This is a genomic window from Pseudomonas sp. GB2N2 (assembly GCF_054897705.1).
Window position 1 is genome coordinate 5026267 of sequence record NZ_CM142701.1, and the last position, 26727, is coordinate 5052993.

Consider the following 26727-nt stretch of genomic DNA (forward strand, 5'->3'; position numbering starts at 1 on the left):
TAACCCCCGAATTGCCCTCGTTTCAGGGTTCAACTGTGACGCAATTCATCAGCACTGCCTACTAACAGAACTGATAGGCTCGCAAGCTGATCCTCCCCACGAACATTGGAAAAACCTTCAGTTTCAAAGCGCCGCCAACGCCCCTTGATACAACACCGGCCCCGTCGGTTGCCCGGTCGGCGACCCGCCCTTCGGCTCAAGACTCACCGCCAGCGCCATCGGCTTGGCGATCAACGTTTTCTGCGCGTCGCTCAGTACTACGCGACCCTTGCCGCCCGCCGGAATCACGCCAAGGGAAATCGGTTTGCCATCCGCCGGAATCGCCCACAACTCCAGACTGCGTTGCGGATCAACCGCCGCCAGCGTCAGCGGCTCGACGTTCAGATAGCCCTCATGCGCCTCAACCTTCAGCGCCGGCTGCGCATCGGCGGTCAGCAATGTCGCACTGTAACGCGCACTGTCACGGTTATAGATCACACCCAAGGTCACCGCGATCACCAGCGAACACACTGCCGCGGTAATCCGCAGCCAGTTCCAGAACGGACGCTTCTGCGGCACATGCAGCACTTGCGGATCGATGCGCGCGGTAATTCCTTGCCACACGCGACCCGGTACCGGTTGTTCGGGCAGGGCGTCGGTCAGGCTGGCGAGGCTTTCCTGCCACTGCGCCAGTTCAGAACGCAACACTGCGTCGTCCAGCAACAATTGTTCGAAGCGCCGACGTGCGGCAGAGGGCATCAAACCAATCGCATAGTCGGCGGCGAGGGCGCGGCGCAGGGTCGGGGTTTGATAGTTCATGATTCAAGGCACCTGCGCAGGCGCTCCATGCCGCGGCGAATCCAGGACTTCACCGAACCCAGCGGCGCGGCCAGGTGTTCGGCCAGTTCAGAGCAGGACAGCCCCTGAAAGTACGCGACGGTGATCGACTGGCGCTGCATGCCTTCAAGGCTGTCCAGGCAGCGATTCAAGGCACTGGCCTCGCGGGCGCTGCTCAATTGTTCGTGGGCCGAGGGACTCTCATCCACCAGCGCCTGTTCTTCAAGTTCGGTCAGCGGTCGGTCGCGGTGTTTACGCAACTGGTCAATCGCTTGATTGCGGGTGATGTTGATCATCCAGGTCAACGGCGCGGACAGATGCGCCTCATAGCGCGAGGCGTTGTTCCAGATGCGCACGAAACTTTCCTGCAACACCTCCTCCGCCAGATCGGGCCGCCCCATAAAGCGCAGGGCAACACCCTGCAAACGCGGGCCGACACTGCGGTAAAGCGTCTCGAAAGCGCGGCGGTCACCCAGTGAGCACTGGGCCAGGAGCTGCCTGAGTTGATCGGTGTCGGCGACGGAAATAACGGTTCTCCAGGCAATCGAAGCGAGTTGTGTGAGGGGGCGATTGCAGCCAGAGGTTAGTACACGACGCGCAGTTGTTCCATTCACGGACGGACACCTCGAAAAAATCCGCCGACCCCGATGCGCAGGGCCGGCGGTACCACTCAACTTTTCGGCATCAGCACTTTGTCGATGACCTGAATCACCCCGTTGGACTGGTACACGTCGTAGGTGGTGATGTCGGCGACGTCACCTTTTTCATCCTTGATGGTGATGTTGTGCGGGCCGTTCATCATCGCCCACAGCTTGCCGCCTGCCACGGTGGTGAGTTCGGTTTTACCGCCGCCGGCCTTGATCTTCTCGGCGAGGGTCATCATGTCGAGTTTGCCGGCGACGACGTGGTAGGTCAGGAGTTTGCTCAGCGCTGCCTTGTTTTCCGGTTTCAGCAACGTATCGACAGTGCCGGCGGGCAGGGCGGTGAAGGCCGAATTGACCGGTGCGAACACGGTGTACGGACCTTTGCCCTTGAGGGTGTCAACCAGCCCGGCCGCTTTCACCGCTGCGACCAACGTGGTGTGGTCGGAGGAGTTCACCGCGTTATCGACGATGTCTTTGCTCGGCAGCATGCTTTGCCCGCCGACCATGACGCTGTCGTGGCTCATGGTCGCCGCTTGCACGGTGCTCAAGCTGAGTCCGCCGCCAAGGGCCAGGGTCAGCAGGCTGGCAATCAGCGGCGTTTTGATCGAAGTGCGTTTCATGGTGATGATCCTTGTGGGGAATCGGCCAGGAGTGTCTGTCCGTGCTTGATATACGCGGGCCTACCGAGACTGGATGCAGCGCGTGGTAATTCTTTTGAGCACCCACAGGTTTTGCGTTTCACCGGCATGGATGGAACGAATGTTCGCCGTCGCAAGGCTGGGAACAATCCCTGTGGATGCCAGTCCAACGCACAGTTTTTCGCCGTCCATTACCGGGCGGTGTTCATAGAGGATGTCTGAATGAAGATTTCACGCGGTTTTGCCCTGGCATCGTTCATGACCCTGGTGGCCAGCCCGGTCTTCGCAGGCTTCAGCCTCGACGACGTGACCAAAGCGGCTGCGAGCATGCAGGGCGGAGATGCCGCTGCGAAGGCTGCACCGACGTCTGAAACGGCGGGCCTGTTGAGCGCGCTCAGCCAATTGAACGTGACGCCGCAACAAGCCGTGGGCGGCACCGGGGCGATGCTCGGGTTGGCCAAGAATAAACTGAGTTCGACCGACTATTCGGAACTGGCAAAAAGCGTACCGGGCATCGACAAGCTGTCGGGTGGTGGTGAACTGGGTGCTTTGAGCGGGTTGCTCGGTTCGTCCGGCAAGGCGGCCGGTCTGGATAACGCGCTGGGTAACGTCAAGGACACCAGCGACCTGAACAACGCATTCAGCGCCTTGGGCATGGACAGCGGGATGATCGGCCAGTTTGCCCCGGTGATTCTGCAATACCTCGGTCAGCAGGGTGTTGGCGGTTCGTTGCTGCAAAGCCTCGGCGGCATTTGGGGTACCGGCAGCTGATTCAGTGGCGCCCGGTGCGCTCATCAGCTTCGGGCGAGAGGTCAAATCGGGGATGACGAATGTTTCACCTTTAAACCGTTAATCTCAGCGATCGTTCCAGAGCGGGGGAACGATCAATCAAACCACGGTCTAAAATTCCGCTGCCCACTCTTCCAGGATGCCCCTCACGTGAAATCCCTCCTAGCCCTGCTTTCCCTCGTGGCGCTGCCGGTCCTGGCGGCCGAGCCGACCCTGTACGGACGTTATGAATACATCGCGCTCCCGGAAATCGGCGGCGAAGTGCTCAAGGCCAAAATGGACACCGGCGCCTTGACCGCCTCGCTGTCGGCCAAGGACATCGAAACCTTCACCCGTGACGGCGACGAGTGGGTACGTTTCCGCCTCGCCACCAAAGAGGCGAGCAATAAGGTCTACGAACACAAAATCGCGCGGATCAGCAAGATCAAGACCCGTTCTGAAGAAGACGAAGATGAAGACACGGCAGCGCCAACCAAGCGGCCAGTGGTGGATCTGGAATTGTGCCTCGGTAACGTCAAGCGCACGGTTGAGGTCAACCTGACGGATCGCAGTAGCTTTAACTATCCGTTATTGATTGGTTCCAAAGCGCTGCGTGAGTTTGGGGCGGCGGTGAATCCGGCGCGACGGTTTACGGCGGATAAGCCGGATTGTTAAATACCGTGTTTGGGGCAAGGCATTTCCGCTGAGTTGCCTGCTGTCACCTTCGTATGCTCGCTAACTGATCTAATCCGCCGACAGGTTCCGGTACCAAGATCTCGACTTCGTGTATGGAATGAAAATCTGCAAAGGTCAGGAATTTTTGGCGTTCGGGAACGACAGGGGTTCGCGCTGCGTTGTGATGTTGTGAGACGAGCCTGGAGTACTTTTGCCTTAGCGATTCTACCTTTCGGTCGCGCTTCACCTTCGACCTTATGCTCTGAGTAGGATTATCAGGATTGTGTTCAGTTTGAAAAACGTGATTTTGGCGTTTCGATTCCAAGCGATTTTGTGTACGAGAAATTCGCTCAGGCCTTCGCTTACCTGGGATGGGTAGTTGCATATTTTTTTGAGTATTTATCTGAGCCAAGTCAGGTGATCGGGGTAATACCGTTTTCACCGTGATCGCTCTCCGGTTGGGGGGACTCATTAACCCGAATTCGCGTCGAACGATTTTCAGCCATACAAAAGTATGTCCCGTCGGATCGTGCCGATTAATCGGATCTCCCCCACAATACGCATATGCATTCAGGCCCCCATCCCCAAACGGACTCCAACTGTCCGGGCTGTTAAAACGCATCAACAGTGGATTGAACTGCCGATATCCCTTCCCCAGATGATAGTGCCCTGTACGCGGATCAGGCAGTTCGCCGTTGAACCCGAGCATCTTGAGCATGCCGTTTACCCGTAGGCGATCCCCGTAAGGCATATAGGCAACGGGAAGGGGCGGACCCTCACCTACGGCGCTAAACACCGAGCGCTGTTGATCGGTCGCTAACAAAATTGATCTGCTTGAATTCGTAGGCATTAGCCAGCCCCGCATCAGTTCGCTTAAGAAAAGTTTCCAGCATCGGACTTTTTTCAGTCATTGCCTACTATCAAAACTGTTAGTTCCTACAGACCAAACCACTAATTACCGCACCCCGATTGACGCCGAATCCTCCTTGGTTCACCGTTCGCTCCACCCCACTACCAGACCCGGACGGCATGCCTCATATCCTGATTGTCGAAGACGAAGCCTCAATTGCCGACACTTTGATTTTCGCCTTGGAGGGCGAGGGCTTCACCACGACGTGGCTGAGCCTGGGCGCGGCGGCGCTCGATCATCAGCGGCAAACACCGGCCGACTTGATCATCCTGGACATCGGCCTGCCCGACATCAGCGGTTTTGAAACCTGCAAGCAACTGCGGCGTTTCAGCGAAGTGCCGGTGATTTTTCTCAGTGCCCGCGATGCGGAGATCGACCGCGTGGTGGGCCTGGAAATCGGCGCTGACGATTACGTGGTCAAGCCGTTCAGCCCGCGGGAAGTGGCCGCACGGGTCCGGGCCATTCTCAAACGCATGGCGCCGCGTGCAGTGGCTGAAGCGGCATCGCCGCTGTTCCGCATCGACAGCGAGCGCGTGCAGATCTGCTATCGCGGTCAGCTGCTGACTCTCACCCGCCATGAATTCCGCCTGCTGCAATGCCTGCTCGAACAGCCCGAACGCGTGTTCAGCCGCGAGCAACTGCTCGATGCGCTGGGCGTGGCCGCCGACGCCGGCTACGAGCGCAGCATCGACAGCCACATCAAGAGCGTGCGCGCCAAGCTGCGTCTGGTGCAAGCCGATGCCGAGCCGATCCAGACCCATCGTGGTCTCGGTTACAGCTACAGCCCGGGACACAGCTGATGCCGTTGGGCATCCGGATTTTCCTGGTCTATGTGCTGTTCATCGGCCTGACCGGCTACTTCGTGCTCAATACCGTAATGGAGGAAATCCGCCCCGGTGTGCGGCAATCCACCGAAGAAACCCTGGTCGACACCGCCAACCTGATGGCGGAAATCCTGCGAGATGATTTCAAGGCCGGCACGCTCAATCAGAACCGTTGGCCGCAATTGCTCAAGGCCTATGGCGAACGGCAACCGAACGCCAGCATCTGGGGACTGCCGAAAAATCAGGTCAACCATCGCATCTACGTCACCGACGCCAAAGGCATTGTGGTGCTGGATTCCAGCGGTGTCGCGGTGGGCCAGGATTACTCGCGCTGGAACGACGTGCTGCTGACCCTGCGCGGTGAGTACGGCGCGCGCTCCAGTCGCAGCGATCCGAACGATGCGAGCTCTTCGGTGATGCACGTTGGCGCGCCGATCCGCGACAACGGCCAGATCATTGGCGTGGTCACCGTGGCCAAACCCAATAGTTCGTTGCAGCCTTACGTGGATCGTGCCGAGCGCCGGTTGCTCGCGTATGGCGCCGGTCTGATCGGTCTCGGTTTGCTGTTCGGCGCGCTGTTGTCGTGGTGGTTGAGCGCGGCGCTGCGGCGCTTGACCGCTTATGCACAGGCTGTGAGTGAAGGGCGACGGGTCGAGGTGCCGCACTATCGCGGCGGCGAACTGGAGCAATTGGCGACCGCCGTGGAACAGATGCGCACGCAGCTCGAAGGCAAGGCATATGTCGAGCGTTACGTGCACACCTTGACCCATGAATTGAAAAGCCCGCTGGCGGCGATTCGCGGCGCGGCGGAATTGCTGCAGAGTGAAATGCCGTTGGCGCAGCGGCAGCGATTCGTCAGCAACATCGACAGCGAAAGTGTGCGGATGCAGCAGTTGATCGAACGGCTGCTTAACCTGGCCCAGGTTGAGCAGCGGCAAGGGCTAGAGGAACGGGTGGCCATACCGTTGGCGACTTTGGTCGATGAATTGCTCAGCGCTCAGGCCGGGCGTATCCAAGGCAAACAGTTGCGGGTGGAACACGTGATTACCGAAGATCTGATGCTGACCGGCGAGCCGTTTCTGTTGCGTCAGGCGCTGAGCAATCTGCTGGAAAATGCGCTGGATTTTACGCCGGTGAAGGGCGGGCTGCGATTGAGCGCTGCGAAGGTTGGCGGTCAGGTCGAATTCAGATTATTCAACGAGGCCGAGGCGATTCCTGACTATGCGTTGCCGCGATTGAGTGAGCGCTTCTATTCCTTGCCGCGTCCGGACAGTGGGCGCAAGAGCACCGGATTAGGGCTCAATTTTGTAGAGGAAGTGGTGAAGTTGCATGGCGGGACATTGAGCGTTGGTAATGTTGAGAATGGAGTTGAAGTGGCGATGCATTTGCCTTCCGACCGCTAAAGATCGCACACAGTCTCCACATTCCCCCCACAAATCCCCCACATAACGTCCCCACACTCTCCCGATCCAAACAGGGAGAGTCCCATGAATCGAAATCTGACCCTAAAACTCGGGGCCATTGCCCTGCTGATTCTGTTGTTGCTGATCCCGTTGCTGATGATCAACGGCGTCATCCAGGACCGCCAACAACTGCGCGACGGCGTGCTTGAAGACATCGCCCGCAGTTCCAGTTACAGCCAGCGCATCAGCGGGCCGCTGATGGTGGTTCCGTACCGCAAAGTGGTGCGCACCTGGAAACTCAACGAGAAAACCAACCAGCGCTATCAGGAAGTCGGAGAGGAACGCGGTCGTTTGTATTTTCTGCCGGAGCGCTTCGAACTCGATGGCGAGGCCAAGACCGAACTGCGCGCCCGGGGCATTTACGAGGCGCGGCTGTTCCACGCCGACAACCGCATCAGCGGTCACTTTTCGATCCCGGCGCAGTTGGGCATCAAGGAAAATTTCGCCGATTACCAATTCGACCAGCCGTTCCTCGCGGTCGGCATCAGCGACATTCGCGGCATCGAAAATGCGTTGAAACTGGAGCTCAATGATCTGCGTCTGGACTTCGTTCCCGGCAGCCAGGTGGGTTGGCTGGGCGAGGGCGTGCATGTGACCTTGCCAGCGCTCAACCCCAACCAGGCGACGGAACTGGCCTTCGGTTTCAACCTGCGACTGCAGGGCACCGGCCAGTTGCAGATCCTCCCTGTAGGCAAGACCAGCAAAGTCTCGCTGGGTGCAGACTGGCCGCATCCAAGCTTCATCGGCAACTTCCTGCCGGCGCAACGTGAAGTTACCGACCTGGGCTTCACCGCCAATTGGCAGACCTCGTTTTTCTCGACCAATCTGCAAGAAGCCTTGAGCATTTGCGTATCCGCTCAAGACTGTGACGCCTTCAACAGCCGCAGCTTCGGCGTGAGCTTCATCGATCCCGTGGATCAGTATTTGAAAACCGACCGGGCGATCAAATACGCGTTGCTGTTCATCGTCCTGACCTTCGCCGGTTTCTTCCTCTTCGAAGTCCTGAAAAGCCTCGCGGTGCACCCGGTGCAATACGCACTGGTGGGCGTGGCCCTGGCGTTTTTCTACTTGTTGTTGCTGTCGCTGTCCGAGCACATTGGTTTTGCGTTGGCCTACTTGTTATCGGCGAGCGGTTGCGTGCTGCTGATCGGCTTTTACGTCTGCCACGTGCTTCGCAGCGTGCGGCACGGCTTGAGTTTTTCGGCGGGATTGGCGGCGTTGTATGGCCTGCTTTATGGCTTGTTGAGTGCCGAGGACTACGCGCTGTTGATGGGCTCGTTGCTGCTGTTCGGGTTGCTGGGCGTGTTTATGGTGCTGACGCGCAAGCTGGATTGGTATGGGGTTGGGCAGAAGGTAGCCAAACCGTTGGAGTTTGATCTTGGGACGGTGGAATGAGCCGGTCGCTGGGGTTGCGCGAGGATCAGCGGGAGGGGGAGGTGTTGGCGACGCTGATTGTTGAGTGGTTTGCGTTTGACCCGGTGGGGTGCATGCATCGGAACGCCGACCGGAGCGCTCACTCCCACAGCGGATCAAAATGTGGGAGCGAGCCGGCTCCGGGCGGCGATCCAACGAAGAGGCCGGAACAGGCAGCGAAAATCTAGACCTCAGGCATCGTCGCCAGCATCGAAGCCCGCTGACTCACCTCGAAATACCACCCCGCCAACTGCGGATTCAGCTCGCGCCATTCCAGGTCTGGATGGCGCAAATCCAGGTAGCCCAACGCACACGACACGCTAATTGCCGCCACATCGAAATGGCTGGTCAGTTCGGCAATCGCGTCTTTTTCCATCAACGCCAACGCGCGGCGAATCTTGTCGCGCTGGCCGTCGAGCCATTCGTCCCAGTGTTTTTCCGGGGCGCGCAGGGCGACTTCGTAACGCACCAGCACCGCCGCGTCCATGATTCCATCGGCCATCGAGGCCAGGGTCAGGCGGCGCCAGCGGGCCGGACCGTCGCGGGGGATCAGTGGGTTGCCGACGTGCTGGTGATCGAGGTAATCGAGGATCACCCGGCTGTCGTGGATGACGTTGCCATCGGCCAGGCGCAGGGCCGGGATTTTGCTCAGAGGGTTGTCGTCGATAAGAGCCAAGTCCGGATTGACGGGCGTGAGCACGCTGGTTTGCAGCGCGACGCGGTCTTGCTGGCCGGTCTCGTAGAGCAGCACCATGACTTTGCGAACGAAAGGCGACAACGGGTTGTGGTAGAGGGTCATGCTCGGGGCGGACATGGCAACATCTCGGCGGTGGACTGTGGCGGCAGCATAGCGCGTTGATGCTCCTACAGGGTTTTGCGGCGTTGCAGGAGGCCGCGCAGGGCGAGGATTGCTGGGATGCCGAGGCCGAGCCAGCTCAGCGCATCCCACGCACCATCGCCCAGCAACGCGGCAAACAACCCCGTCCCGCCCAGCAGCGCGATGACCAGCGGCGCGGCGAAGACTTTCCAGAAGTTCGACTGCCGGGGTTTCATGCCACGCTCTCCGTTTTTTCCAGCGCGGGTTTTGTGGCTTCGCGCCGCACCACCCACAAGTAGACGCCGCTGCCGAGCACGATGATGGTCAGCACATCCAGCGTCGCCCACAGGACCTTCATCGGCATGCCGCCATAATCGCCGAAGTGAAGCGGCTGCGACATGCCCATGGCGTCCATGTACCACGGCCGCTCAGCCACAGCGGTGACCTGCAATGTGCTGGCGTCGATCAGCACCGGCGTCAGCAGATGTGAAGTCAGGTGCGTGCTGCCTTTCATGAACACCGCGTAATGATGCTCGCTGGAAAACCGCGTGCCGGGGAAGGCAATGAAATCCGGCTGCATGCCGGGCGCAGCGCCCTTGGCGATGTCGAGCAAACGGGTCGCTGGCGCCAGTTGCGTCAGCGGTGGAGCGTCGCGGTACGGCGCGACCATCGCGCTCAGACTGTCGTTGCGCCACGCGGCGATCAGCAGGTCGGCGCAGGCGCTGATCACGCCGGTGACCCCCACCACCAGCGCCCAGCTCAGGGTCACCACGCCGATCAGGTTGTGCAGGTCGAGCCAGCGCAGGCGGGTGGATTTGTCCTGGCGCACGGTGGCGAATTTCAACCGGCGCATGAACGGCAAGTACAGCACGGTCCCGGACACCATCGCGGCGACGAACATGATGCCCATGAACGCCAGCAGCAGTTTGCCCGGCAGGCCGGCAAACATGTCCACGTGCAGGCGCAGCATGACCATCATCAAACCGCCATTCGCCGACGGCATTTCCAGCGCTTCGCCCGTGCGGGCGTCGAGCATGAAGGTGTGCGAAGAATTCGGTTCGGTGCCGGCAGTGGCGGCCATGATCGCGACGGCGCCGTTGGGTTCGTCGTCTTCGAAACCGAAATATTGCATGACTTCGCCGGGACGATGTTTTTCCGCGGCCTGCGCCAATTGCTGCAAATTCAGCTGCGGAGTATCGGCCGGCATTGACGGCAACTCGGCGGCATCACCCAGCAGGTGATCGATCTCGTGATGGAAGATCAACGGCAGGCCGGTCAGGGCCAGCAACAACAGAAACACCGCGCAGATCAGGCTGGTCCAGGTGTGGACGAGGGACCAGCGGCGGATTGTTTTGCTTTTCATTTCATAGCCTTCAGAAATACCAAAGCCGTCCATGGAGGACGGCCTGGTTTCAGCGTGTATCAAATCAAGCGATTACCACTTGTAGGTTGCGCTGGCGACGACACTGCGCAGGTCGCCGTAGTAGCAGTAAAAACCGTCACAGGTGGAGATGTAATCCTTGTTCATCAAGTTGGTCGCGTTCACGGCCAGCGAGGCACCTTTCAGGCTGTTGTCCAGGCGCCCCAGGTCGTAATGAACAGCGGCGTCGAACACGGTGTAGGCGTTAGCCTTGCCCAGCCAGGTGTTGCCCTGGTCGCCGTAGGTATTGCCGGTGTAGCGCGCGCCGGCACCCATGCCGAAGCCGTCCAGCACACCTTTGTGCCAGGTGTAGTCAGCCCACAGAGAAGCCTGTTGATTGGGCATCAGTTGCAAGCGGTTGCCTTTGAAGTCGCCTTTCTGCACTTCGGATTTGGCCAGGGTGTAGGCGGCGATTATTTTCAGGTTGTCGGTGACGTCGGAGACGGCTTCCAGCTCCAGGCCTTTGACCTTCACTTCGCCGGTCTGGTTGGTGATCGGTACAGCGCCAACGGTGGTGGTGGCCGAAACGTTTTGCTGGGTCAAGTCATACACCGCTGCGCTCAGCAGCGTGTTGCTACCCGGCGGCTGGTACTTGATCCCCAGTTCCCACTGTTTGCCTTCGGTGGGTTTGAACGTTTCGGTACTCGAGGCAATTGCACCCGTGGTGGGCTGGAAGGATTCGGCGTAAGACAGGTAAGGCACGATACCGTTGTCAAACACGTAGCTAATCGCCGCGTTACCACTGAAGTTCTTGCTGCGCTCGGTGTTGGTGGCGTCACTTTTGTTGAAGAACTCGGTGCCCGTGTGTACCCAGTCCTCACGGCCGCCCAGGGTCAGGCGCCATGGGTCGAGGGCCATCTGGTCCTGAACATACACACCGGTCTGATAGGTTTTCTGGTCGTAGTCATAAAACGCAGAGGAGCGAGGCGGACGTACGATCGGTTGGCCATAAATCGGTTTAATGACATTGGTGGTCAGGCCATCACCGAAGATCGAGGTGTAGTTGGTATTGCTGCGTTGGTGATCGAGGCCAACCAACAGCGTGTGGCGGATGTCGCCGGTGGCGAAGTCAGCCTGGAAGTTGTTATCCACGGCGAACTGGCTGATGTCCTCGTCGGTCGTGGTACTGGTCCGGCCGACGTTACCGTTGGCATCGACTTGGGTGAACGGATAGGCACCGGGGGTAAGGGCCTGGAACGACAAGTCCGACTTGGTGTAACGCAGGTTTTGCTTGAATTGCCAGACATCGTTCAGGCGATGTTCAAAGGCGTAACCCAACGCGTAGTAGGTGCGGTCGTAGTATTCCCAATCGGGGTCACCCAGATTCTTGTGGTGGGAAATCTCGCCGAGCGGCGAATGAATGCGGGTGCCCTGTACCGGCAGGAACTGGCTGGTGATCCCGGTATCGTCACGGGTGAATTGCGTCAGCAAGGTGAACCTGGTGTCGTCGTCGATGTTCCAGGTCAGGCTCGGCGCAATGTTGTAGCGCTTGTTGTCGACGTGGTCGATCTGCGTGCCGCTGTCGCGTATCACGCCGCTTACGCCGTAGAGGAACTGGCCTTCGTCATCGATATTGCCGGTGCTGGCGAAGTTGATCTGGCGGTGATTATCGCTGCCGTATTGCACCTGGATTTCATTGCTCGACTCCGCACTCGGACGGCGGCTGACCATGTCGAGCAGACCGCCCGGCGGGGTTTGGCCGTACACCGACGAGGCGGGGCCACGCAGCAGCGCGAGACGATCAAGGTTCCAGGTTTCCTGTTTCGGGTTGGCGTAAGACCCTTTGGGTAGCGGTAACCCGTCGAGGAACTGGGTCGGTTCGAAACCGCGTACCCTAATCCAGTCGGCTCGGGTGTCGCTGCCGTAGCTGCTGGCGGTGATGCCCGGCATGTAACGCACCGCGTCATCGAGATTCTGTACACCGCGATCTTCCATCTGCTGGCGAGTCGCGACCGAAATCGAGCGCGGCGCTTCGACCAGCGCGGTGTCGGTCTTGGTGCCGGCGGCGGTGCGTTTGGCCAGATAACCTTCTACCGGCCCCCAGGCACTTTCAGTGCTTTCAACGCCAATGATCGCGGTTTCCGGCAGCGCCATCACCCCTTCAGGTGCGGCGACGAGGCTGAAGGTGCCAGTGCTGCTCTGTTCCAGTTGCAGACCGGTGCCGCTCAAGGCTGCGCGCAAAGCGCCGACCGCATCGTACTGGCCGTTCACCGGGGCCGACGTTTTGCCGGCCTCCAAGGCTGGATTCAACGACAGTGCCAGGCCGGACTGGCTGGCGATCTGATTCAGGGTGCTGGCCAATGGCGCGGCCGGCAGGTTGTAGGCGCGGACGCTGGACGCCTGTTCAGCGGCGATCAGTTGGCTGCTGGCTAACGGGGAGCAAAGGGCAATGGCGACCGCCAGCAAACTGGGGCGCAACAAGGTGTCTAGCGAACGGGACATACAGCGGCTCCTGAAAGGGAATACTTCTCAATTGCCTAGGTGCCGAATGAAAATCCAAAAGTGATAGGGCTGGATGAAAATAATTTGTATTCAGTATTCGCGGTGAAGCTGCTGGCCTCTTCGCGAGCAGGCTCGCTCCCACATTTGATCGCGATCCCTTGTGGGAGTGAGCCTGCTCGCGATAGCGATTGACCTGTAGCCACGAACATCAGGGCATTGGATCGGCCTTCGCCACCGTCACCCACCACGCTGTCTGCTGCTCAATCTTCACCGGCAGGGTCGGCAACAGGGCGCTCAACGCCAGATCAGTGTCGTGCAGAGGAAAGCTGCCGGTAATCCGCAGATCGGCGATCTCCGGCGCAACACCGAGATGCCCACGGCGATAACGCCCAAGCTCGTGGACCAGGTCTCCCAGCCGCGCGTTGTCGACCACCAGCATGCCGCGAGTCCAGGCATCGGCGCCGAGGTTGGCGGCAACGATCTGCCCCAAACCGTTGCTGCGCATCAGCACTTGCTGGCCTTCGCGCAGAATCTGCTCTTCAGGGCTCGACTCGGGATGGGCCGCCACGGCGGATTTCAAGACACTCAGGCGCGTGCCTTCCACTTCGCGCTTGACCAGGAAGCGCGTGCCCAGTGCACGCAGGCTGCCTTCACGGGTTTCGACGATAAACGGCCGGGCATCACCGTGGCCGGTTTCGACGAGGATTTCGCCGTCCTGGAGAATCACCCGACGTTGCTTCTCGTCAAAACGCACATCCACCGCACTGTGGGTGTTGAGGTTGATCACGGTGCCGTCGCTCAGGCGCAGGACCCGTTGCTCGCCGGTGGCGGTACGCTGATCGGCCAGCCAGTAATCGACCGGCAAGTAACGCTCGCCGGCGAACAGCGCCAGGCCGATCACCGCGACGACGCTTGCCATGCCGCTGCCCAGATTGCGCACCCGTCGGCGGATGCTTTCGCGCGATTGCAGCAACGCGGTACGGGCCGGGCCGCTGGCGACGCTGAAACGCTGATCGAGCATGCCCAGCTGGCGCCAGGCGCGGGCGTGTTCCTCATGGGCGGCGTGCCATTTGGCAAACTCTTCGCGCTCCACCGGGTTGCCGGAATCCAGCGACAATTGCCAGGCAATCGCCGCGTCCAGCACCCGCGCCGAAACCGGCTTGGAACTGACCGGGTTCATACCGGCTCGCCGTACAGGGCGATGTAGCACTGACGAATGCCCTGAGCCAGGTATTGGCGAACGCGCGGCACCGACACGCCAAGCCGCTGGGCGATTTCCGCGTGGCCAAGGCCGTCGAGACGGTTAAAGAGAAACGCCGCCCGCGCCTTGCTCGATAGCTTGCCGAGCAGGCGATCGATGTTTTTCAGGTCTTCAAGGATCATCTGCTGTTCTTCCACCGACGGTTGTTCGCCTTCGGGGATCAGCATCAGTTCGGTGAGGTAGGCCTGTTCCAGCGCGGCGCGACGGAAGTAATCAAACAGCAGGCCCTTGGCAATCGCCACCAGAAATGCCCGCGGTTCGCGAGGTTCATTCAGCTGATCACGGCCCAGCAAACGCACAAAGGTGTCCTGACTCAGGTCTTCGGCCCGTTGCGGGCAGGCGACATTGCGTCGAAGCCAGGCCAATAGCCAGCTGCGGTGGTCGCGATATAGCGCACCGACGAGCTCACTGTGGGGGCTTTGGACTGACGACACGCAGCATCACCGATTGGGAAGTGTTAACTAACGAGAATTGTTCGCGATTGTGGCAGAGGCGGGGGTGGTAAGCAATTGGCCGCTGGTCGGGTGGGAAGTTGACGCAGGACCTGTAGGAGCGAGCCTGTCGCGAAAAATGCCCAGACAACACGTTCATCCAGAAAGCGTGCGTTATCGTTGGGGCTCCATCGCGAGCAGGCTCACTCCTACAGGGGGACGCGGTGTGGCGCTCAAAACGACGGGGCGCGCTGCCGGCGTTTCCACTGACTCAACCGCTGCTGCAGATTCAACGGGCTGTGAATCTGCTGCTGGCGAGCGCGGCTGAACAGGATCAGCGCCAGTTCCGCCGTCGCCAGCGCATCGGCACTGGCGTTGTGGCGTTCAAACACGTCGAGCTTGAACCACTCGATCCACGCATCCAGCCCCGCTTCGCGAATCTGCGCCTGCGGGCACAGCAGCGGCGCAATGTCGGCCACGTCCAGAAATGCATGCTGCAACTTGTAGCCCAGATGATCTTTCAACGCGCGCCCGAGCATGTGCTGATCGAACGGCGCGTGAAACGCCAGCACCGGGCTGTCGCCGACAAACTCCATGAGCTCGACCAACGCTTGTGCCGGATCACTGCCGGCGGCAATCGCGCTCGGGCCCAGGCCGTGGATCAACACGCTGGGCGCCACTTTCATGTCGGCGCATTGCAGGGTGCGTTCGAATTGCTGGCTGAAGTCGATCGCCCCGTCTTCGATCACTACCGCGCCGATAGACAGCACCCGATCCCTATTCAGATTCAACCCGGTGGTTTCCAGGTCCAGCACCACCCAGCGCTGCTCGCGCAGACTGCATTCACTCAGCTCGCCAACGGTTGGCAATTTTTGCAGGCGTTGCTGCAATTCGCCGGACACCATTGGACCGGCCGGGCGCAGCCACGAAAACAGGCTCATAGCTGATACCGCAGGGTCAGGCTGCTTTGCAGGCGTTGCGCCTGGCGCAGGGATTCACGCAGGATCCGTCGGTCGAGATGATTGAGGCTGTCGGGATCGACGCGGTTGGAGTAGGGCAAGTTCTCCCGGGTCTGTAGCTGATGTTGCTGCATGCGGGTTTGCTGGATGAAGTGATAAGCCTCTTCGTACGCCGCACCGTCCAGGCGTTCGATGACTTCTTTTTCGACCAGTTGGCGAAAGCGCTCCAGCGTATTGTTGGTCTCGATGCCGTGGGCCAGCGCCAGTAAGCGGGCGCCGTCGACAAAGGGGGTCAGGCCCTGGACTTTCAGGTCCAGCGTGGCCTTTTCGCCATTTTTGCGCGCCAGCACAAACTCGCGGAAACGTCCTACCGGCGGACGGTTGCGCAAGGCGTTGTCGGCCATCATCCGCTGGAACAGGCGGTTGTCGGCGACTTGGTCGAGAATGCCGCGACGCAGTTGTTCGCAACCGTGCTCGTCGCCCCAGACCACCCGCAGATCGAAGTAGATGCTCGAACCCAGCAGGTTCTCCGGCGTCGCTTCGCGAATAAACGCCGAAAAGCGTCGTGCCCATTCCCCCCGGGACAGGCAGAGCTCGGGGTTACCGGCCATGATGTTGCCCTTGCACAGGGTGAAGCCGCACAGCGCCAGGCTCTGGTTGATCTGCTGGGCGATGGGCAGCAGCTTGCCGCGAATCTCTGCCGCGTGCGCTGCGTCACGCGCCTCGAACAGAATGCCGTTGTCCTGATCGGTGTGCAGCGTCTGCTCGCGACGTCCTTCGCTGCCAAAACACAACCAACTGAACGGCACGCCAGGGTCGCCTTTTTCCGCGAGGGTCAGTTCGATGACCCGGCACACGGTGTGGTCGTTGAGTAAAGTAATGATGTGAGTGATCTGCGTCGAAGAAGCGCCATGAGCCAACATGCGTTCCACCAACTGGCCGATTTCGCCGCGCAGCGCCACCAGGTTTTCCACGCGCTGCGCGCTGCGGATGGTGCGCGCCAGATGCACCAGATCGACCCGTTGCAGTGAAAACAGATCACGCTCCGAAACCACGCCACACAGGCGCTGATCCTTGACCAGGCACACATGGGCGATATGCCGCTCGGTCATCGCAATCGCCGCATCGAAGGCACTGTGGTCCGGCGACAGGAAAAACGGTGCCTGGGTCATGTGCCGTTCGATGGCTTCGTTGAAGTCATTGGTGCCGCCAGCCACCACCTGGCGCAGATCGCGAAGGGTGAAAATCCCCAGCGGCACTTTATGTTCATCGACCACCACGATGCTGCCGACCTGTTGGTCGTGCATCAGGGTCACGGCTTCGCGCAACGGCGTGCTCGGGCTGCACGTCACCGGATGGCGCATGGCCAATTCGCCGAGCCGGGTGTTGAGGGAATATTGGGTGCCGAGGGTTTCCACGGCTTTTTGCTGAACCTGCTGATTGACCTGATCGAGCAAACTGCTGACGCCGCGTAGGGCAAAGTCGCGAAACGTGTGAGAAAGGGCGAACAGTTTGATAAACGCCAGCTTGTTCAACTGTAGGCAAAAGGTGTCGTCAGCCGCCAGATGCTCGGTGCGCGTTGCGCGTTCACCCAGCAGCGCGGCAAGGGGAAAACACTCGCCGGTGGTGATTTCGAACGTGGTTTCAGTGCCGCCCTTGGCCGTGTGGGGACGTTCACCCACGACGCGGCCTTGCTTGACGATGTAGAAATGCTCGACCGGGCCATCGGCGGGCTTGATGATGCTCTCGCCGGGCGCGTAGAACCGCAGCTGGCACTGTTCAACCAGGTACGCCAGGTGCGCGTGTTCCATTTGATTGAAGGGCGGGAAGCGCTGAAGGAATTGCAATGTGCCCTGGATGTTTTGCAACACCGCGGTTTTCCCTGCCTGGGTGAAGGCGTCCGCTTTACTCATAACCATTACCGCAGTCGTTTTTCGAATTGTTGTTGTCGGATGACTCGGCCATGGTCGGCCCCCAAGCGCAGGGTGCCCATTGGACGTAAGTCTAGGGTGGCGCTGGCCGTGAGGAAATTTCGGAAATACCCTACGCAATCTTCGGAAGAACCTATCCTTTCCCCTATAGGAAATAAATCCGACGAAGTGCACATTGATGCCCCGCTTAGCGATGTCTCACCACTGTGCTAGGGAAAGAATTTGAACACTTAGAGAAAGCCATGTCCGACCACGATATTTTGAGTGACGCCGAGCGCGAGGCGCTGAGTGCCGTCATGCTGGAACCCGACCTGCCGCCGCAACGGGTGCTGATCGTCGATGACGATAAAGATGCGCGCGAACTGTTGTCGGAAATCCTGGGTCTGGATGGCATTCGCTGCATGACCGCTGCCAGCGGCGAAACGGCGCTGAAGATGTTGAGCGAAAAACCCTCGATCGGGCTGGTGATCACTGATCTGCGCATGGGCCACGTTGATGGTCTGGACCTGATCCGTCAGGTGCGCGAATCGGTACGGGCGGCGATGCCGATCATCATTGTTTCAGGCGATGCCGACGTGAAGGACGCGATTGCCGCCATGCATTTGAGCGTGGTGGATTTTCTGCTCAAGCCGATTGATACCGAGAAGTTGTTGGGACTGGTCAAGCATGAGTTGGGGATGGAACCCTGATCCGCCAAAAAAAAGGCCCTGATCCGAAGATCAGGGCCTTTTTTTGTCCGGCGATCAGTTACAGGCCATTGGCAGCCTTGAACTCGCGGCGACGACGGTGCAGCACCGGCTCGGTGTAGCCGTTCGGCTGCTTAGTGCCTTCAACCACCAGTTCGACCGCCGCCTGGAAGGCGATGTTGCTGTCGAAGTTCGGCGCCAGCGGACGGTAGAGCGTGTCGTTGGCGTTCTGGCGGTCAACCACCGGCGCCATGCGCTTGAGGCTTTCCAGCACTTGCTCTTCGGTGACGATGCCATGACGCAGCCAGTTGGCAATGTGCTGGCTGGAAATCCTCAGCGTGGCTCGGTCTTCCATCAGGCCGACATCGTTGATGTCCGGCACTTTTGAGCAACCCACGCCCTGATCGATCCAGCGCACGACATAACCGAGAATGCCTTGGGAATTATTATCCAGTTCGTTCTTGATCTGCTCAGGCGTCCAGTCGGGATTAACGGCCAGCGGGATGGTCAGGATGTCATCCACCGAGGCGCGCGCACGTTTGGCCAGTTCGGCCTGACGGGCGAACACGTCGACCTTGTGGTAGTGCAGAGCGTGCAATGCAGCCGCTGTCGGCGATGGAACCCAGGCCGTGTTGGCGCCGGCCAGTGGGTGAGCGATTTTCTGTTCGAGCATCGCTGCCATCAAGTCCGGCATTGCCCACATGCCTTTACCGATCTGCGCGCGACCTTGCAGACCGGTGCTCAAACCGATATCGACGTTCCAGTTCTCGTAAGCGCCGATCCACTTCTCGGCCTTCATGTCCGCCTTGCGGACCATCGGGCCGGCTTCCATGGAGGTGTGGATTTCATCGCCGGTGCGGTCGAGGAAACCAGTGTTGATGAACACCACGCGCTCGCTGGCGGCCTGGATGCACGCCTTGAGGTTGACCGTGGTGCGGCGTTCCTCGTCCATGATCCCGACTTTCAGCGTATTGCGTTGCAGACCGAGGACGTCTTCGATGCGACCGAACAGCTCGTTGGTGAATGCCGCTTCTTCCGGACCGTGCATCTTCGGCTTCACGATGTAGACCGAACCGGTTCGGCTGTTTTTGCGCGAGCTGCTGCCGTTGAGGCTGTGGATCGCCGCCAGGCTGGTGATCAGACCATCGAGAATGCCTTCCGGGACTTCGTTGCCGTCTTTATCGAGGATCGCGTCGATGGTCATCAGGTGACCGACGTTGCGCACGAACAACAGCGAACGACCGTGCAGGCTCAGTTCCTTGCCATCGACGCCGGTGTAGGTACGGTCGGCGTTCATGGTGCGGGTAAAGGTCTTGCCGCCCTTGGACACTTCTTCCGCCAGGTCGCCCTTCATCAGGCCCAGCCAGTTGCGGTAGATCACCACTTTGTCATCGGCATCGACAGCGGCGACAGAGTCTTCGCAGTCCATGATGGTGGTCAGTGCAGCTTCCATCAGGATGTCTTTGACGCCGGCCGCATCGGTCTGGCCGACCGGGGTGCTGGCGTCGACCTGGATTTCGAAATGCAGGCCGTTGTTTTTCAGCAGAATCGCGGTCGGTGCGGCGGCATCGCCGTGGAAACCGATCATCTGAGCGTCGTTGCGCAGGCCGCTGTTGCTGCCACCTTTCAAGGCGACCACCAGTTTGCCGTCAACGATCTTGTAGCCGGTGGAATCGATGTGGGAGCCGGCGGCCAATGGCGCGGCTTCGTCGAGGAAGGCGCGGGCGAAGGCGATGACCTTGTCGCCGCGAACCTTGTTGTAGCCTTTGCCTTTCTCCGCACCGTCAGCTTCGCTGATGGCGTCGGTGCCGTAGAGCGCGTCGTACAGCGAACCCCAGCGGGCGTTCGAGGCGTTGAGCGCGAAACGCGCGTTCATCACCGGCACCACGAGTTGCGGTCCGGCCATGCGGGCGATTTCGTCATCGACGTTTTGCGTCGTTGCCTGGAAATCGGCCGCTTCTGGCAGCAGATAACCGATGTCTTGCAGGAAGGCTTTATAAGCCACGGCATCGTGGGGTTGACCGGCACGGGCTTGATGCCAGCCGTCGACACGAGCCTGGATATCATCGCGTTTGGCGAGTAGGGCTTTGTTCTTCGGCGCCAGGTCGTGAATGACCTTGTCAGCACCGGCCCAGAATTTATCGGCGGTGAGGCCGGTTCCGGGAATGGCTTCGTTGTTCACGAAGTCGAACAGGACTTTGGCGACCTGCAGGCCACCGACTTGAACGTGTTCAGTCATTGCTTGCCTCACTCTGCTCAGCTATTTCGCTTTTCAGCTCTTCAAATTAACAATGAAGCCCCGGCTATTTAAACCACAAACCCCTTCCACCAGTACATGCCATTTCGGGCGGCTGGAATGGAACCGATCAACGGCGTTGAGGCCTTGCTGACTGGGCTTTCGGGGCTGCGATCGCGCCTGTGGCGGACATCGATCCAACGTTATGTAGTGCGCGCTGCGGCATACTACATGATGAATTGCGCTTGTGAAAATCAGACTAATTACGTCGTTCTGCGACCCCGTGACGCATTGCAGTCACGTCGGGGATGGGGATGTTCTCAAAAAACCATGAGATTGTTCCAGTTAAATATAAGAAGTTGTACACGATTTGTTGTTTGCTTCAGATCGGCGGTGCTCCGAATCGCTGGCAAGCCGGCTCCCACGGGTCTGGGTCGCTGCTTGTGGGAGCTGGCTTGCCAGCGATGGCGTCCGACGATTCAACACAGAATCGCCCGGTGCCTATACTTCTTTTTCAATAACAAAAGAGAGCTGCGCCATGGACCACCTCGTACTCACTGTTTTCGCCCCGGACAAGCCCGGGCAGGTCGAGCGCATCGCCCAGTGCATTGCCGAGCACGGCGGCAACTGGCTGGAAAGCCGCATGTCGCGCATGGCCGGGCAGTTCGCCGGGATTCTTCGGGTGGGTGTGCCGGCGGAGGCCTACGACGAATTGGTCGATGCCCTACAGGCATTGTCAGCCCACGGCATTCGCGTGTTGATTGCCGAAAGCGGCATCGAGCAGTCCTGCACCTGGAAACCCATCGCGATGGAATTGGTGGGCAATGACCGTCCCGGGATCGTGCGCGACATCACGCGCCTGTTGAGTGAGCAGGGGGTCAATCTGGAGCGGCTGGTGACCGAAGTGCGTCCCGCACCGATGAGCAGCGAGCCGTTGTTTCACGCCGAAGCGATTCTCGCGGTGCCGCTGACCTTGTCACTGGACGTCCTGCAGTCACGCCTGGAAACCCTGGCGGACGATTTGATGGTCGAATTGGTCCTGCGCAGTGAAGCCTGACTGCGGTTATCCAAGTTATACGTGCACCTGCCTGTGGATAACCTGTAGAGACAGCCCGCCAGCCCACGCCGGCCGGGCTTCTTCACGATCTGATCAAAAAACCATCAGTTTCAATAAGTTGCGCACATTCGGCGGGGATCACGCTGTGGATAACCTTGGGAACGATGCTTGCAGGCCAAGGGGGACGTGGCCTGCGGGGGTTTGTATGATTTTTGATCAGCTGCGACGGCGCAAACTTATCCACGCATCGACGCTGTAAATAGCCAGACCTGCCCAGATAAAGATGAACGCGACCAAGGTGCTGGACGACAGATGCTCGCCAAACAGCAACACGGCTTGCAGCAGCACCAGCGTAGGCGCCAGGTACTGGAGAAATCCCAATGTCGTGTAGGGCAAATGCCGTGCAGCGGCGTTGAAACATACCAGCGGCACCAATGTCACCGGACCGGCAGCCACCAGCCACCAGGCTTCGGATGTAGTCCAGAACTCAGGCTGGGCGCTGATGGCAGTCTGATTGAACAGCAGCCAGGCAATGGCAATCGGCACCAGCATCCAGGTTTCCACCACCAGGCCGGGCAGGGCCTTGACCGGAGCCTGCTTGCGGATCAAACCGTAGAAGCCGAACGTCAGCGCCAGGACCAGCGATACCCACGGCAGGCTGCCGACTTGCCATACCTGTTGCGCCACGCCGACGGCCGCCAGTCCAACCGCGACCCACTGCATGCGCCGCAACCGCTCGCCGAGGATCAGCATGCCCAGCAGCACGTTCACCAGCGGGTTGATGTAGTAACCGAGGCTGGCTTCGAGCATGCGCCCGTTGTTCACCGACCACACATACGTCAGCCAGTTGGCCGCGATCAACGTGCCGCTGAGGGCCAGGATCGCCAATCGTTTGGGGTTGTCGCGTAACTCGCGCCACCAGCCCGGGTGCTTCCACACCATCAGCAGCAGTGCGCCGAACAGCGCTGACCACAGCACGCGGTGAATGATGATCTCCACGGCGGGCACGCTGGCGATGGCTTTGAAGTAGAGCGGGAAAAGTCCCCAGATGATGTAGGCAGTGAGGCCCAGGATGTACCCGCGGCGCGGGTTGGCGGCTTGCATGCAGAATCCTTGCTTAGGCAGCTAACAAAGAGGGGATTGTATAGACATGTCGAGTTTTTTGTAGGAGCCGGCTTGCCGGCGATGAACGATGACGCGGTTTATCTGGAAGACTGCGTTAACGTTCATCGCCGGCAAGCCGGCTCCTACAGGGTCAAAACAATTTCAGGGGTTCTTCGTTGAGGGCGGACAACTGTTCACGCAATGCCAACACCTGATCACCCCAATACCGCTCCGTTCCGAACCACGGAAAACTGTGCGGGAACGCCGGGTCGTCCCAGCGGCGGGCGAGCCAGGCGCTGTAGTGCATCAGGCGCAGTGCGCGCAGCGGTTCGATCAGCGCCAGTTCCCGCGGGTTGAAGTCGTGAAACTCGTTGTAGCCGTCCATCAATTCCGACAACTGCCCCAGACATTCCTGACGGTCACCGGCGAGCATCATCCAGATGTCCTGCACTGCCGGGCCCATGCGGCAGTCGTCGAGGTCGACGATGTGGAACATCTCGTCGCGGCACATCATGTTGCCCGGGTGGCAATCGCCGTGCATGCGGATGTTCTGGTGCGGCGTGACGTTGTAAACATCCTCGACGCGCTTGAGCAGGTCGCGGGCCACCGACTCGTAGGCTGGCAGCAAGCTTTTCGGGATGAAGTTGCCTTCGAGCAACGTCGCCAGCGAGTCATGGCCGAAGTTTTTCACGCCCAACGCTTCCCGGTGTTCGAACGGTTTGGTCGAGCCCATGGCGTGAAAGCGCCCGAGCAACTGGCCCAGGCGATACAGCTGATCGAGATTGCCCGGCTCCGGTGCACGACCGCCACGCCGAGGAAACAGGGTGAAACGAAAACCGTTGTGCTCGTGCAGGCTGGCGCCGTTGTGAATCATCGGCGCTACCACCGGTACATCGCACTCGGCGAGTTCGAAAGTGAACTGATGCTCTTCGAGAATCGCTTCGTTGGTCCAGCGCTGCGGGCGGTAGAACTTGGCGATCAGCGGTTCGGAGTCTTCGATGCCGACCTGATAGACGCGGTTCTCGTAGCTGTTGAGCGCCAGAATGCGCGCGTCGCTGAGAAAGCCGATGCTTTCGACGGCATCGAGCACGAGGTCTGGGGTGAGGGTTGCAAACGGGTGGGCCATGCTGACTCCTGCGCGCAGCAGGCTGCCGCGTCCGGCCAAGCATGGTAGCGCAGACGGGCTGTCTATAGTGGTTGGGGTTGAGATGTAGGGTGTTTGGGCTGACAACATCGCGAGCAGGCTCACTCCCACATGAGGTCTGTGGTGTGCACAAAATGTGTGGCACACAGGAGATCAAATGTGGGAGTGAGCCTGCTCGCGATCACGGTTTATCAGGCGCCGACGATCCCGCCGTCTTCACGCGTAATGGCCATCACCGAAGACCGCGGCTTGCCATTCGGCAAATGCTCAGGGAACGTCGAGCCGCCGTTCTCCCCCGGATGCTGAATCCCGACAAACAGCGTCTTCTGGTCTGGCGAGAAGCTGATCCCCGTCACCTCGCAGCCAATCGGCCCGACCATGAAGCGGCGAATCTCTCCGGTCACCGGATCGGCGCAGAGCATCTGGTTGTTGCCCATGCCGGCAAAATCCCCGGCATTGCTGATGTCGCCATCGGTGAGAATCCACAACCGGCCGGCCTTGTCGAAACCCAGGCCATCCGGGCTGTTGAACATGTTCTGCGGGGTAATGTTCGACGAACCGCCCTTCGGCGTACCGGCGTGCACACCCGGGTTGCCGGCGACCACAAACAGATCCCAGGCGAAGCTTTTCGAGCCGTGATCATCGCGGTCGGTGCGCCAGCGCAGAATCTGCCCGTACACATTCTTCTCGCGAGGGTTCGGACCGCCCACCGGTTGACCGTCTTCACCGCGCTTGGCGTTGTTGGTCAGCGTGCAATAGACCTGGCCATCCTTGGGGCTGACGACGATCCACTCAGGACGGTCCATGCGCGTGGCTTTCACGACGGTGGCGGCGAGGCGCGCGTGAATCAGCACTTCGGCCTGATTGGCAAAACCGCTGCTGGCGTCGATGCCGTTTTTGCCGTGGGTCAGTTCGATCCACTCGCCCTGGCCTTTGGGGTGATCGGCATTGCTGTCGCCCGCGTCGAAGCGCGCCACGTACAAGGTGCCGTGGTCCAGCAGGTCGTGATTGGCCTTGAGGTTTTTGTGGTTGATCTTGTCGCGACTGACGAATTTGTAGATGAACTCGCCGCGCTCATCGTCGCCCATGTACACCACCGCGTGACCGTCACGGGTTTCGGCCAGGGCAGCGTTTTCATGTTTGAAACGGCCCAGCGCGGTGCGTTTGACCGGCGTCGATTTCGGGTCGAACGGGTCGATTTCCACCACCCAGCCGTGACGGTTGAGTTCGTTGGGGTTCTTCGCCATATCGAAACGATCGTCGTGCGGGTGCCAGTTGATTTCTTTACTCGCGGCGACGGCACCATAGCGTTTCTGCGCAGCGTCGAATTTCTGCTCGGCGTTGCTGCTGCCGAAGCAGTCGGTGAAGTTCTCTTCGCAGGTCAGGTAGGTGCCCCACGGCGTCTTGCCATTGGCGCAGTTCTGGAAGGTGCCCAGGACGTTCTTGCCGTGCGGGTCGGCGCTGGTTTTCAGCAGGTCATGGCCAACGGCAGGGCCGCTCAGGCTGATCGGTGCATTACCGTGGATGCGCCGGTTGTAGCGCGAACCCTGGACGAATTGCCATTGACCGTTCTTGCGCTGTACTTCAATCACCGACACGCCTTCACTCGCCAGCGCCTTGCGCACGTCTTCCTTCGATTGCGGCATGCCGCCGTGGGCATAGAGGTAACGGTAATTGGTGTATTCGTTGTTGATCACCATCAGCGCCCGGTCTTTTTCGCCGGGAAACTCGAACAGGCTCATGCCGTCGTTGTTGTCGCCGAACTGCACTTCCTGATGCTCGGCGCTGCCGTTGCCGCTCGGGTCGAACGCGGGCCCGTTCTTGTGCAGAGGCTGGCCCCAGCTGATCAGCACCGAGGATTTATAGCCGGCCGGCAGGGTGATGGCGTCGCTGGTGGCGGCGGCAATGCTGTCAAAACCCAACAGTTTGCTGGAACCGGCGCTGACACTGGCGGCCAGCACGCTGCGGCTCAACAGGTTGCCACCGAGGAACATCGCGGCACCGCACAAGGCGCCCGCGCTGATGAATCCACGGCGGCTGAGGCCGACCATGGTTTCGAGGTCGGTGGATTGGTTGTCTTCTAATAGGCTCACATCAGGCTCCCTGCGGGTTTTGCAGTCACCTTAAAGCGCGTTAATGACGCTTGTGTTTCAGAGCGGTGTACCGAGCAGGACGTTGGACGGGGCGAATTGCACCCGCACGGCTTTATCGAAGGTCAGGCCGCGCGTGCGCAAATGCAGCGGCTCGGCCAGCGCGCACAGCGTCTGGCCGTTGGGCAGACCGATGCGCACTTCGCTGGGGCCGTCTTCGGCGTCGAGAATTTCTTCGATGATGCCGGTCAGGTCATTGTGTCCAGGTGTTGCGCCGTCTTCGATGGCCAGCAGATCGAGCCAGCCGGCCTTGATCAGGGCCACGACTTCGGTGCCGGGTTCCAGCTCCAGGCGCACGGTGCTGTCGTGGGTGATCTGCGCATCGACGGTCAGGCCTGCGGCCAGTTCAAGCTGAATGAGGTCGTTGCGGCCCTGACTTTCGATGGCCACGACCTTGCCGTGCAGCTGATTGCGCGCGCTTGTGCGTAGCATCAAGCGGCCGAGCAGGTCCAGGTCGCTGGCATCCTCGGCGGCTTCCAGTACTTGGGCTTGCAGTGTTTGCAGCTTTTGATACAGGCGCAAAACGCGCTCGCCTTCGCTGGACAGCTTTGCGCCACCGCCGCCCCTGCCGCCGACACTGCGCTCCACCAGCGGTTTCTGCGCCAGGTTGTTCAGCTCATCGATGGCGTCCCACGCCGCTTTGTAACTCAGCCCCGCGCTTTTCGCGGCGCGGGTGATCGAGCCCTGTTCGGCGATGTGCTGCAGCAACGCAATGCGCTGCGGGCGACGGACGATGTGCTGGGACAGTAATGTAGGCAGAGACATGGCGGACGCTTTGGGCTGTGGCGATGGGCACGACGTTGGCGGCTCTTGGCGCGAGAGTCAAGTCAGCGGGAATCCCTGTAGGTGCGAGCCTGCTCGCGATGGACCTAAGGGCACTGCGTTCATCCTGATACCCCGCGCCATCGTTGGCGTCCATCGCGAGCAGGCTCGCTCCT

Annotated in this window: 24 protein-coding genes; 7 read left to right on the forward strand and 17 right to left on the reverse strand. The window is 60.1% G+C overall.

The window, feature by feature from the left end:
• Nucleotides 1-123: 123 nt before the first annotated feature.
• Genes ACYZT4_RS23250 through ACYZT4_RS23260 form a run of 3 tightly spaced genes read right to left on the reverse strand, consistent with a single transcriptional unit; the run spans nt 124 to nt 2080 of the window.
• A complete protein-coding gene (locus ACYZT4_RS23250; protein ID WP_461983162.1) occupies nt 124-798 on the reverse strand; it encodes an anti-sigma factor in 675 nt (224 codons plus the stop codon).
• Complete coding sequence (locus ACYZT4_RS23255) at nt 795-1430, reverse strand: sigma-70 family RNA polymerase sigma factor (protein ID WP_461983163.1); 636 nt, start codon at nt 1428-1430, stop codon at nt 795-797. The genes ACYZT4_RS23250 and ACYZT4_RS23255 overlap by 4 nt, the downstream gene beginning before the upstream one ends.
• Before the next feature lie 56 nt (nt 1431-1486).
• On the reverse strand, nt 1487-2080 hold the full coding sequence (locus tag ACYZT4_RS23260; protein WP_461983164.1) for a fasciclin domain-containing protein: 594 nt from the start codon (nt 2078-2080) through the stop codon (nt 1487-1489).
• A 240-nt stretch (nt 2081-2320) separates the two neighbouring features.
• On the opposite strand from ACYZT4_RS23260, the gene ACYZT4_RS23265 reads away from it, so the two are divergent.
• Together ACYZT4_RS23265 and rloA2 are read left to right on the forward strand one after the other, a co-directional pair.
• Entirely contained in the window at nt 2321-2869 is a 549-nt protein-coding gene (locus ACYZT4_RS23265) for a DUF2780 domain-containing protein (RefSeq protein WP_461983165.1), read from the forward strand.
• Nucleotides 2870-3037: 168 nt separating this feature from the next.
• A complete protein-coding gene (gene rloA2 / locus ACYZT4_RS23270) occupies nt 3038-3541 on the forward strand; it encodes a retropepsin-like aspartic peptidase RloA2 (RefSeq protein ID WP_461983166.1) in 504 nt (167 codons plus the stop codon).
• A 43-nt stretch (nt 3542-3584) separates the two neighbouring features.
• Here rloA2 and ACYZT4_RS23275 read toward each other — a convergent pair whose 3' ends face one another.
• Nucleotides 3585-4406, reverse strand: coding sequence for an RHS repeat-associated core domain-containing protein (locus ACYZT4_RS23275; protein ID WP_461983167.1), 822 nt, complete (start codon nt 4404-4406; stop codon nt 3585-3587).
• A 164-nt stretch (nt 4407-4570) separates the two neighbouring features.
• Here ACYZT4_RS23275 and creB point away from each other — a divergent pair, with 164 nt between their 5' ends.
• The 3 genes from creB (at nt 4571) to creD (ending at nt 8133) form a co-directional block, all read left to right on the forward strand.
• Complete coding sequence (gene creB / locus ACYZT4_RS23280) at nt 4571-5251, forward strand: two-component system response regulator CreB (protein ID WP_461983168.1); 681 nt, start codon at nt 4571-4573, stop codon at nt 5249-5251.
• On the forward strand, nt 5251-6678 hold the full coding sequence (gene creC / locus ACYZT4_RS23285; RefSeq protein WP_461983169.1) for a two-component system sensor histidine kinase CreC: 1428 nt from the start codon (nt 5251-5253) through the stop codon (nt 6676-6678). Before creB ends, creC begins: the two co-directional genes overlap by 1 nt.
• Before the next feature lie 84 nt (nt 6679-6762).
• A complete protein-coding gene (creD, locus tag ACYZT4_RS23290; RefSeq protein WP_461983170.1) occupies nt 6763-8133 on the forward strand; it encodes a cell envelope integrity protein CreD in 1371 nt (456 codons plus the stop codon).
• A 202-nt stretch (nt 8134-8335) separates the two neighbouring features.
• On the opposite strand, the gene ACYZT4_RS23295 is transcribed toward creD, so the two are convergent.
• From ACYZT4_RS23295 to ACYZT4_RS23330, 8 genes are all read right to left on the reverse strand, one after another.
• Nucleotides 8336-8965, reverse strand: a complete 630-nt coding sequence (locus ACYZT4_RS23295; protein ID WP_461983171.1) for a glutathione S-transferase family protein — start codon at nt 8963-8965, stop codon at nt 8336-8338.
• 50 nt (nt 8966-9015) lie between these two features.
• Nucleotides 9016-9204, reverse strand: a complete 189-nt coding sequence (locus ACYZT4_RS23300; protein ID WP_461983172.1) for a hypothetical protein — start codon at nt 9202-9204, stop codon at nt 9016-9018.
• Entirely contained in the window at nt 9201-10331 is a 1131-nt protein-coding gene (locus ACYZT4_RS23305; RefSeq protein WP_461983173.1) for a PepSY-associated TM helix domain-containing protein, read from the reverse strand. Before ACYZT4_RS23305 ends, ACYZT4_RS23300 begins: the two co-directional genes overlap by 4 nt.
• Nucleotides 10332-10403: 72 nt before the next feature.
• Nucleotides 10404-12830, reverse strand: a complete 2427-nt coding sequence (locus ACYZT4_RS23310) for a TonB-dependent siderophore receptor (protein WP_461983174.1) — start codon at nt 12828-12830, stop codon at nt 10404-10406.
• A 208-nt stretch (nt 12831-13038) separates the two neighbouring features.
• Nucleotides 13039-14010: a FecR domain-containing protein gene (locus ACYZT4_RS23315; RefSeq protein ID WP_461983175.1), complete on the reverse strand. Its 972-nt coding sequence runs from the start codon at nt 14008-14010 to the stop codon at nt 13039-13041.
• The gene (locus ACYZT4_RS23320; protein WP_461983176.1) at nt 14007-14525 is read right to left on the reverse strand and encodes an RNA polymerase sigma factor; all 519 of its coding nucleotides are present in this window, start codon (nt 14523-14525) and stop codon (nt 14007-14009) included. The genes ACYZT4_RS23315 and ACYZT4_RS23320 overlap by 4 nt, the downstream gene beginning before the upstream one ends.
• Nucleotides 14526-14755: 230 nt before the next feature.
• Nucleotides 14756-15463: a 3'-5' exonuclease gene (locus tag ACYZT4_RS23325; protein ID WP_461983177.1), complete on the reverse strand. Its 708-nt coding sequence runs from the start codon at nt 15461-15463 to the stop codon at nt 14756-14758.
• Nucleotides 15460-17400: a putative nucleotidyltransferase substrate binding domain-containing protein gene (locus ACYZT4_RS23330; RefSeq protein WP_461983178.1), complete on the reverse strand. Its 1941-nt coding sequence runs from the start codon at nt 17398-17400 to the stop codon at nt 15460-15462. Before ACYZT4_RS23330 ends, ACYZT4_RS23325 begins: the two co-directional genes overlap by 4 nt.
• Nucleotides 17401-17654: 254 nt before the next feature.
• On the opposite strand from ACYZT4_RS23330, the gene ACYZT4_RS23335 reads away from it, so the two are divergent.
• Complete coding sequence (locus ACYZT4_RS23335; RefSeq protein WP_461983179.1) at nt 17655-18101, forward strand: response regulator; 447 nt, start codon at nt 17655-17657, stop codon at nt 18099-18101.
• 58 nt (nt 18102-18159) lie between these two features.
• Here ACYZT4_RS23335 and ACYZT4_RS23340 read toward each other — a convergent pair whose 3' ends face one another.
• Entirely contained in the window at nt 18160-20337 is a 2178-nt protein-coding gene (locus ACYZT4_RS23340; RefSeq protein ID WP_461983180.1) for a malate synthase G, read from the reverse strand.
• Nucleotides 20338-20872: 535 nt separating this feature from the next.
• On the opposite strand from ACYZT4_RS23340, the gene ACYZT4_RS23345 reads away from it, so the two are divergent.
• A complete protein-coding gene (locus ACYZT4_RS23345) occupies nt 20873-21391 on the forward strand; it encodes a glycine cleavage system transcriptional repressor (RefSeq protein ID WP_045059928.1) in 519 nt (172 codons plus the stop codon).
• A 216-nt stretch (nt 21392-21607) separates the two neighbouring features.
• Here ACYZT4_RS23345 and rarD read toward each other — a convergent pair whose 3' ends face one another.
• From rarD to ACYZT4_RS23365, 4 genes are all read right to left on the reverse strand, one after another.
• Nucleotides 21608-22495, reverse strand: a complete 888-nt coding sequence (rarD, locus tag ACYZT4_RS23350) for an EamA family transporter RarD (protein WP_461983181.1) — start codon at nt 22493-22495, stop codon at nt 21608-21610.
• Nucleotides 22496-22646: 151 nt separating this feature from the next.
• Complete coding sequence (locus ACYZT4_RS23355; RefSeq protein WP_461983182.1) at nt 22647-23621, reverse strand: serine/threonine protein kinase; 975 nt, start codon at nt 23619-23621, stop codon at nt 22647-22649.
• A gap of 209 nt (nt 23622-23830) precedes the next feature.
• Nucleotides 23831-25732: a PhoX family protein gene (locus ACYZT4_RS23360; protein WP_461983183.1), complete on the reverse strand. Its 1902-nt coding sequence runs from the start codon at nt 25730-25732 to the stop codon at nt 23831-23833.
• A 57-nt stretch (nt 25733-25789) separates the two neighbouring features.
• On the reverse strand, nt 25790-26554 hold the full coding sequence (locus ACYZT4_RS23365) for a TOBE domain-containing protein (RefSeq protein ID WP_461983184.1): 765 nt from the start codon (nt 26552-26554) through the stop codon (nt 25790-25792).
• Nucleotides 26555-26727: the final 173 nt, after the last annotated feature.

Excerpts from the sequence above, each read along its gene's own strand:
- ACYZT4_RS23275 (WP_461983167.1), bottom strand. The coding sequence starts at position 4,406 with ATGCGGGGCTGGCTAATGCCTACGAATTCAAGCAGATCAATTTTGTTA.
- ACYZT4_RS23325 (WP_461983177.1), bottom strand. The coding sequence starts at position 15,463 with ATGAGCCTGTTTTCGTGGCTGCGCCCGGCCGGTCCAATGGTGTCCGGC.
- ACYZT4_RS23310 (WP_461983174.1), bottom strand. The coding sequence starts at position 12,830 with ATGTCCCGTTCGCTAGACACCTTGTTGCGCCCCAGTTTGCTGGCGGTC.
- ACYZT4_RS23315 (WP_461983175.1), bottom strand. The coding sequence starts at position 14,010 with ATGAACCCGGTCAGTTCCAAGCCGGTTTCGGCGCGGGTGCTGGACGCG.
- ACYZT4_RS23295 (WP_461983171.1), bottom strand. The coding sequence starts at position 8,965 with ATGTCCGCCCCGAGCATGACCCTCTACCACAACCCGTTGTCGCCTTTC.
- ACYZT4_RS23340 (WP_461983180.1), bottom strand. The coding sequence starts at position 20,337 with ATGACTGAACACGTTCAAGTCGGTGGCCTGCAGGTCGCCAAAGTCCTG.
- ACYZT4_RS23300 (WP_461983172.1), bottom strand. The coding sequence starts at position 9,204 with ATGAAACCCCGGCAGTCGAACTTCTGGAAAGTCTTCGCCGCGCCGCTG.
- ACYZT4_RS23355 (WP_461983182.1), bottom strand. The coding sequence starts at position 23,621 with ATGGCCCACCCGTTTGCAACCCTCACCCCAGACCTCGTGCTCGATGCC.
- ACYZT4_RS23265 (WP_461983165.1), top strand. The coding sequence starts at position 2,321 with ATGAAGATTTCACGCGGTTTTGCCCTGGCATCGTTCATGACCCTGGTG.
- ACYZT4_RS23365 (WP_461983184.1), bottom strand. The coding sequence starts at position 26,554 with ATGTCTCTGCCTACATTACTGTCCCAGCACATCGTCCGTCGCCCGCAG.
- creD (WP_461983170.1), top strand. The coding sequence starts at position 6,763 with ATGAATCGAAATCTGACCCTAAAACTCGGGGCCATTGCCCTGCTGATT.
- ACYZT4_RS23305 (WP_461983173.1), bottom strand. The coding sequence starts at position 10,331 with ATGAAAAGCAAAACAATCCGCCGCTGGTCCCTCGTCCACACCTGGACC.
- creC (WP_461983169.1), top strand. The coding sequence starts at position 5,251 with ATGCCGTTGGGCATCCGGATTTTCCTGGTCTATGTGCTGTTCATCGGC.
- rarD (WP_461983181.1), bottom strand. The coding sequence starts at position 22,495 with ATGCAAGCCGCCAACCCGCGCCGCGGGTACATCCTGGGCCTCACTGCC.
- ACYZT4_RS23260 (WP_461983164.1), bottom strand. The coding sequence starts at position 2,080 with ATGAAACGCACTTCGATCAAAACGCCGCTGATTGCCAGCCTGCTGACC.
- creB (WP_461983168.1), top strand. The coding sequence starts at position 4,571 with ATGCCTCATATCCTGATTGTCGAAGACGAAGCCTCAATTGCCGACACT.
- ACYZT4_RS23335 (WP_461983179.1), top strand. The coding sequence starts at position 17,655 with ATGTCCGACCACGATATTTTGAGTGACGCCGAGCGCGAGGCGCTGAGT.
- ACYZT4_RS23250 (WP_461983162.1), bottom strand. The coding sequence starts at position 798 with ATGAACTATCAAACCCCGACCCTGCGCCGCGCCCTCGCCGCCGACTAT.
- ACYZT4_RS23330 (WP_461983178.1), bottom strand. The coding sequence starts at position 17,400 with ATGGTTATGAGTAAAGCGGACGCCTTCACCCAGGCAGGGAAAACCGCG.
- ACYZT4_RS23345 (WP_045059928.1), top strand. The coding sequence starts at position 20,873 with ATGGACCACCTCGTACTCACTGTTTTCGCCCCGGACAAGCCCGGGCAG.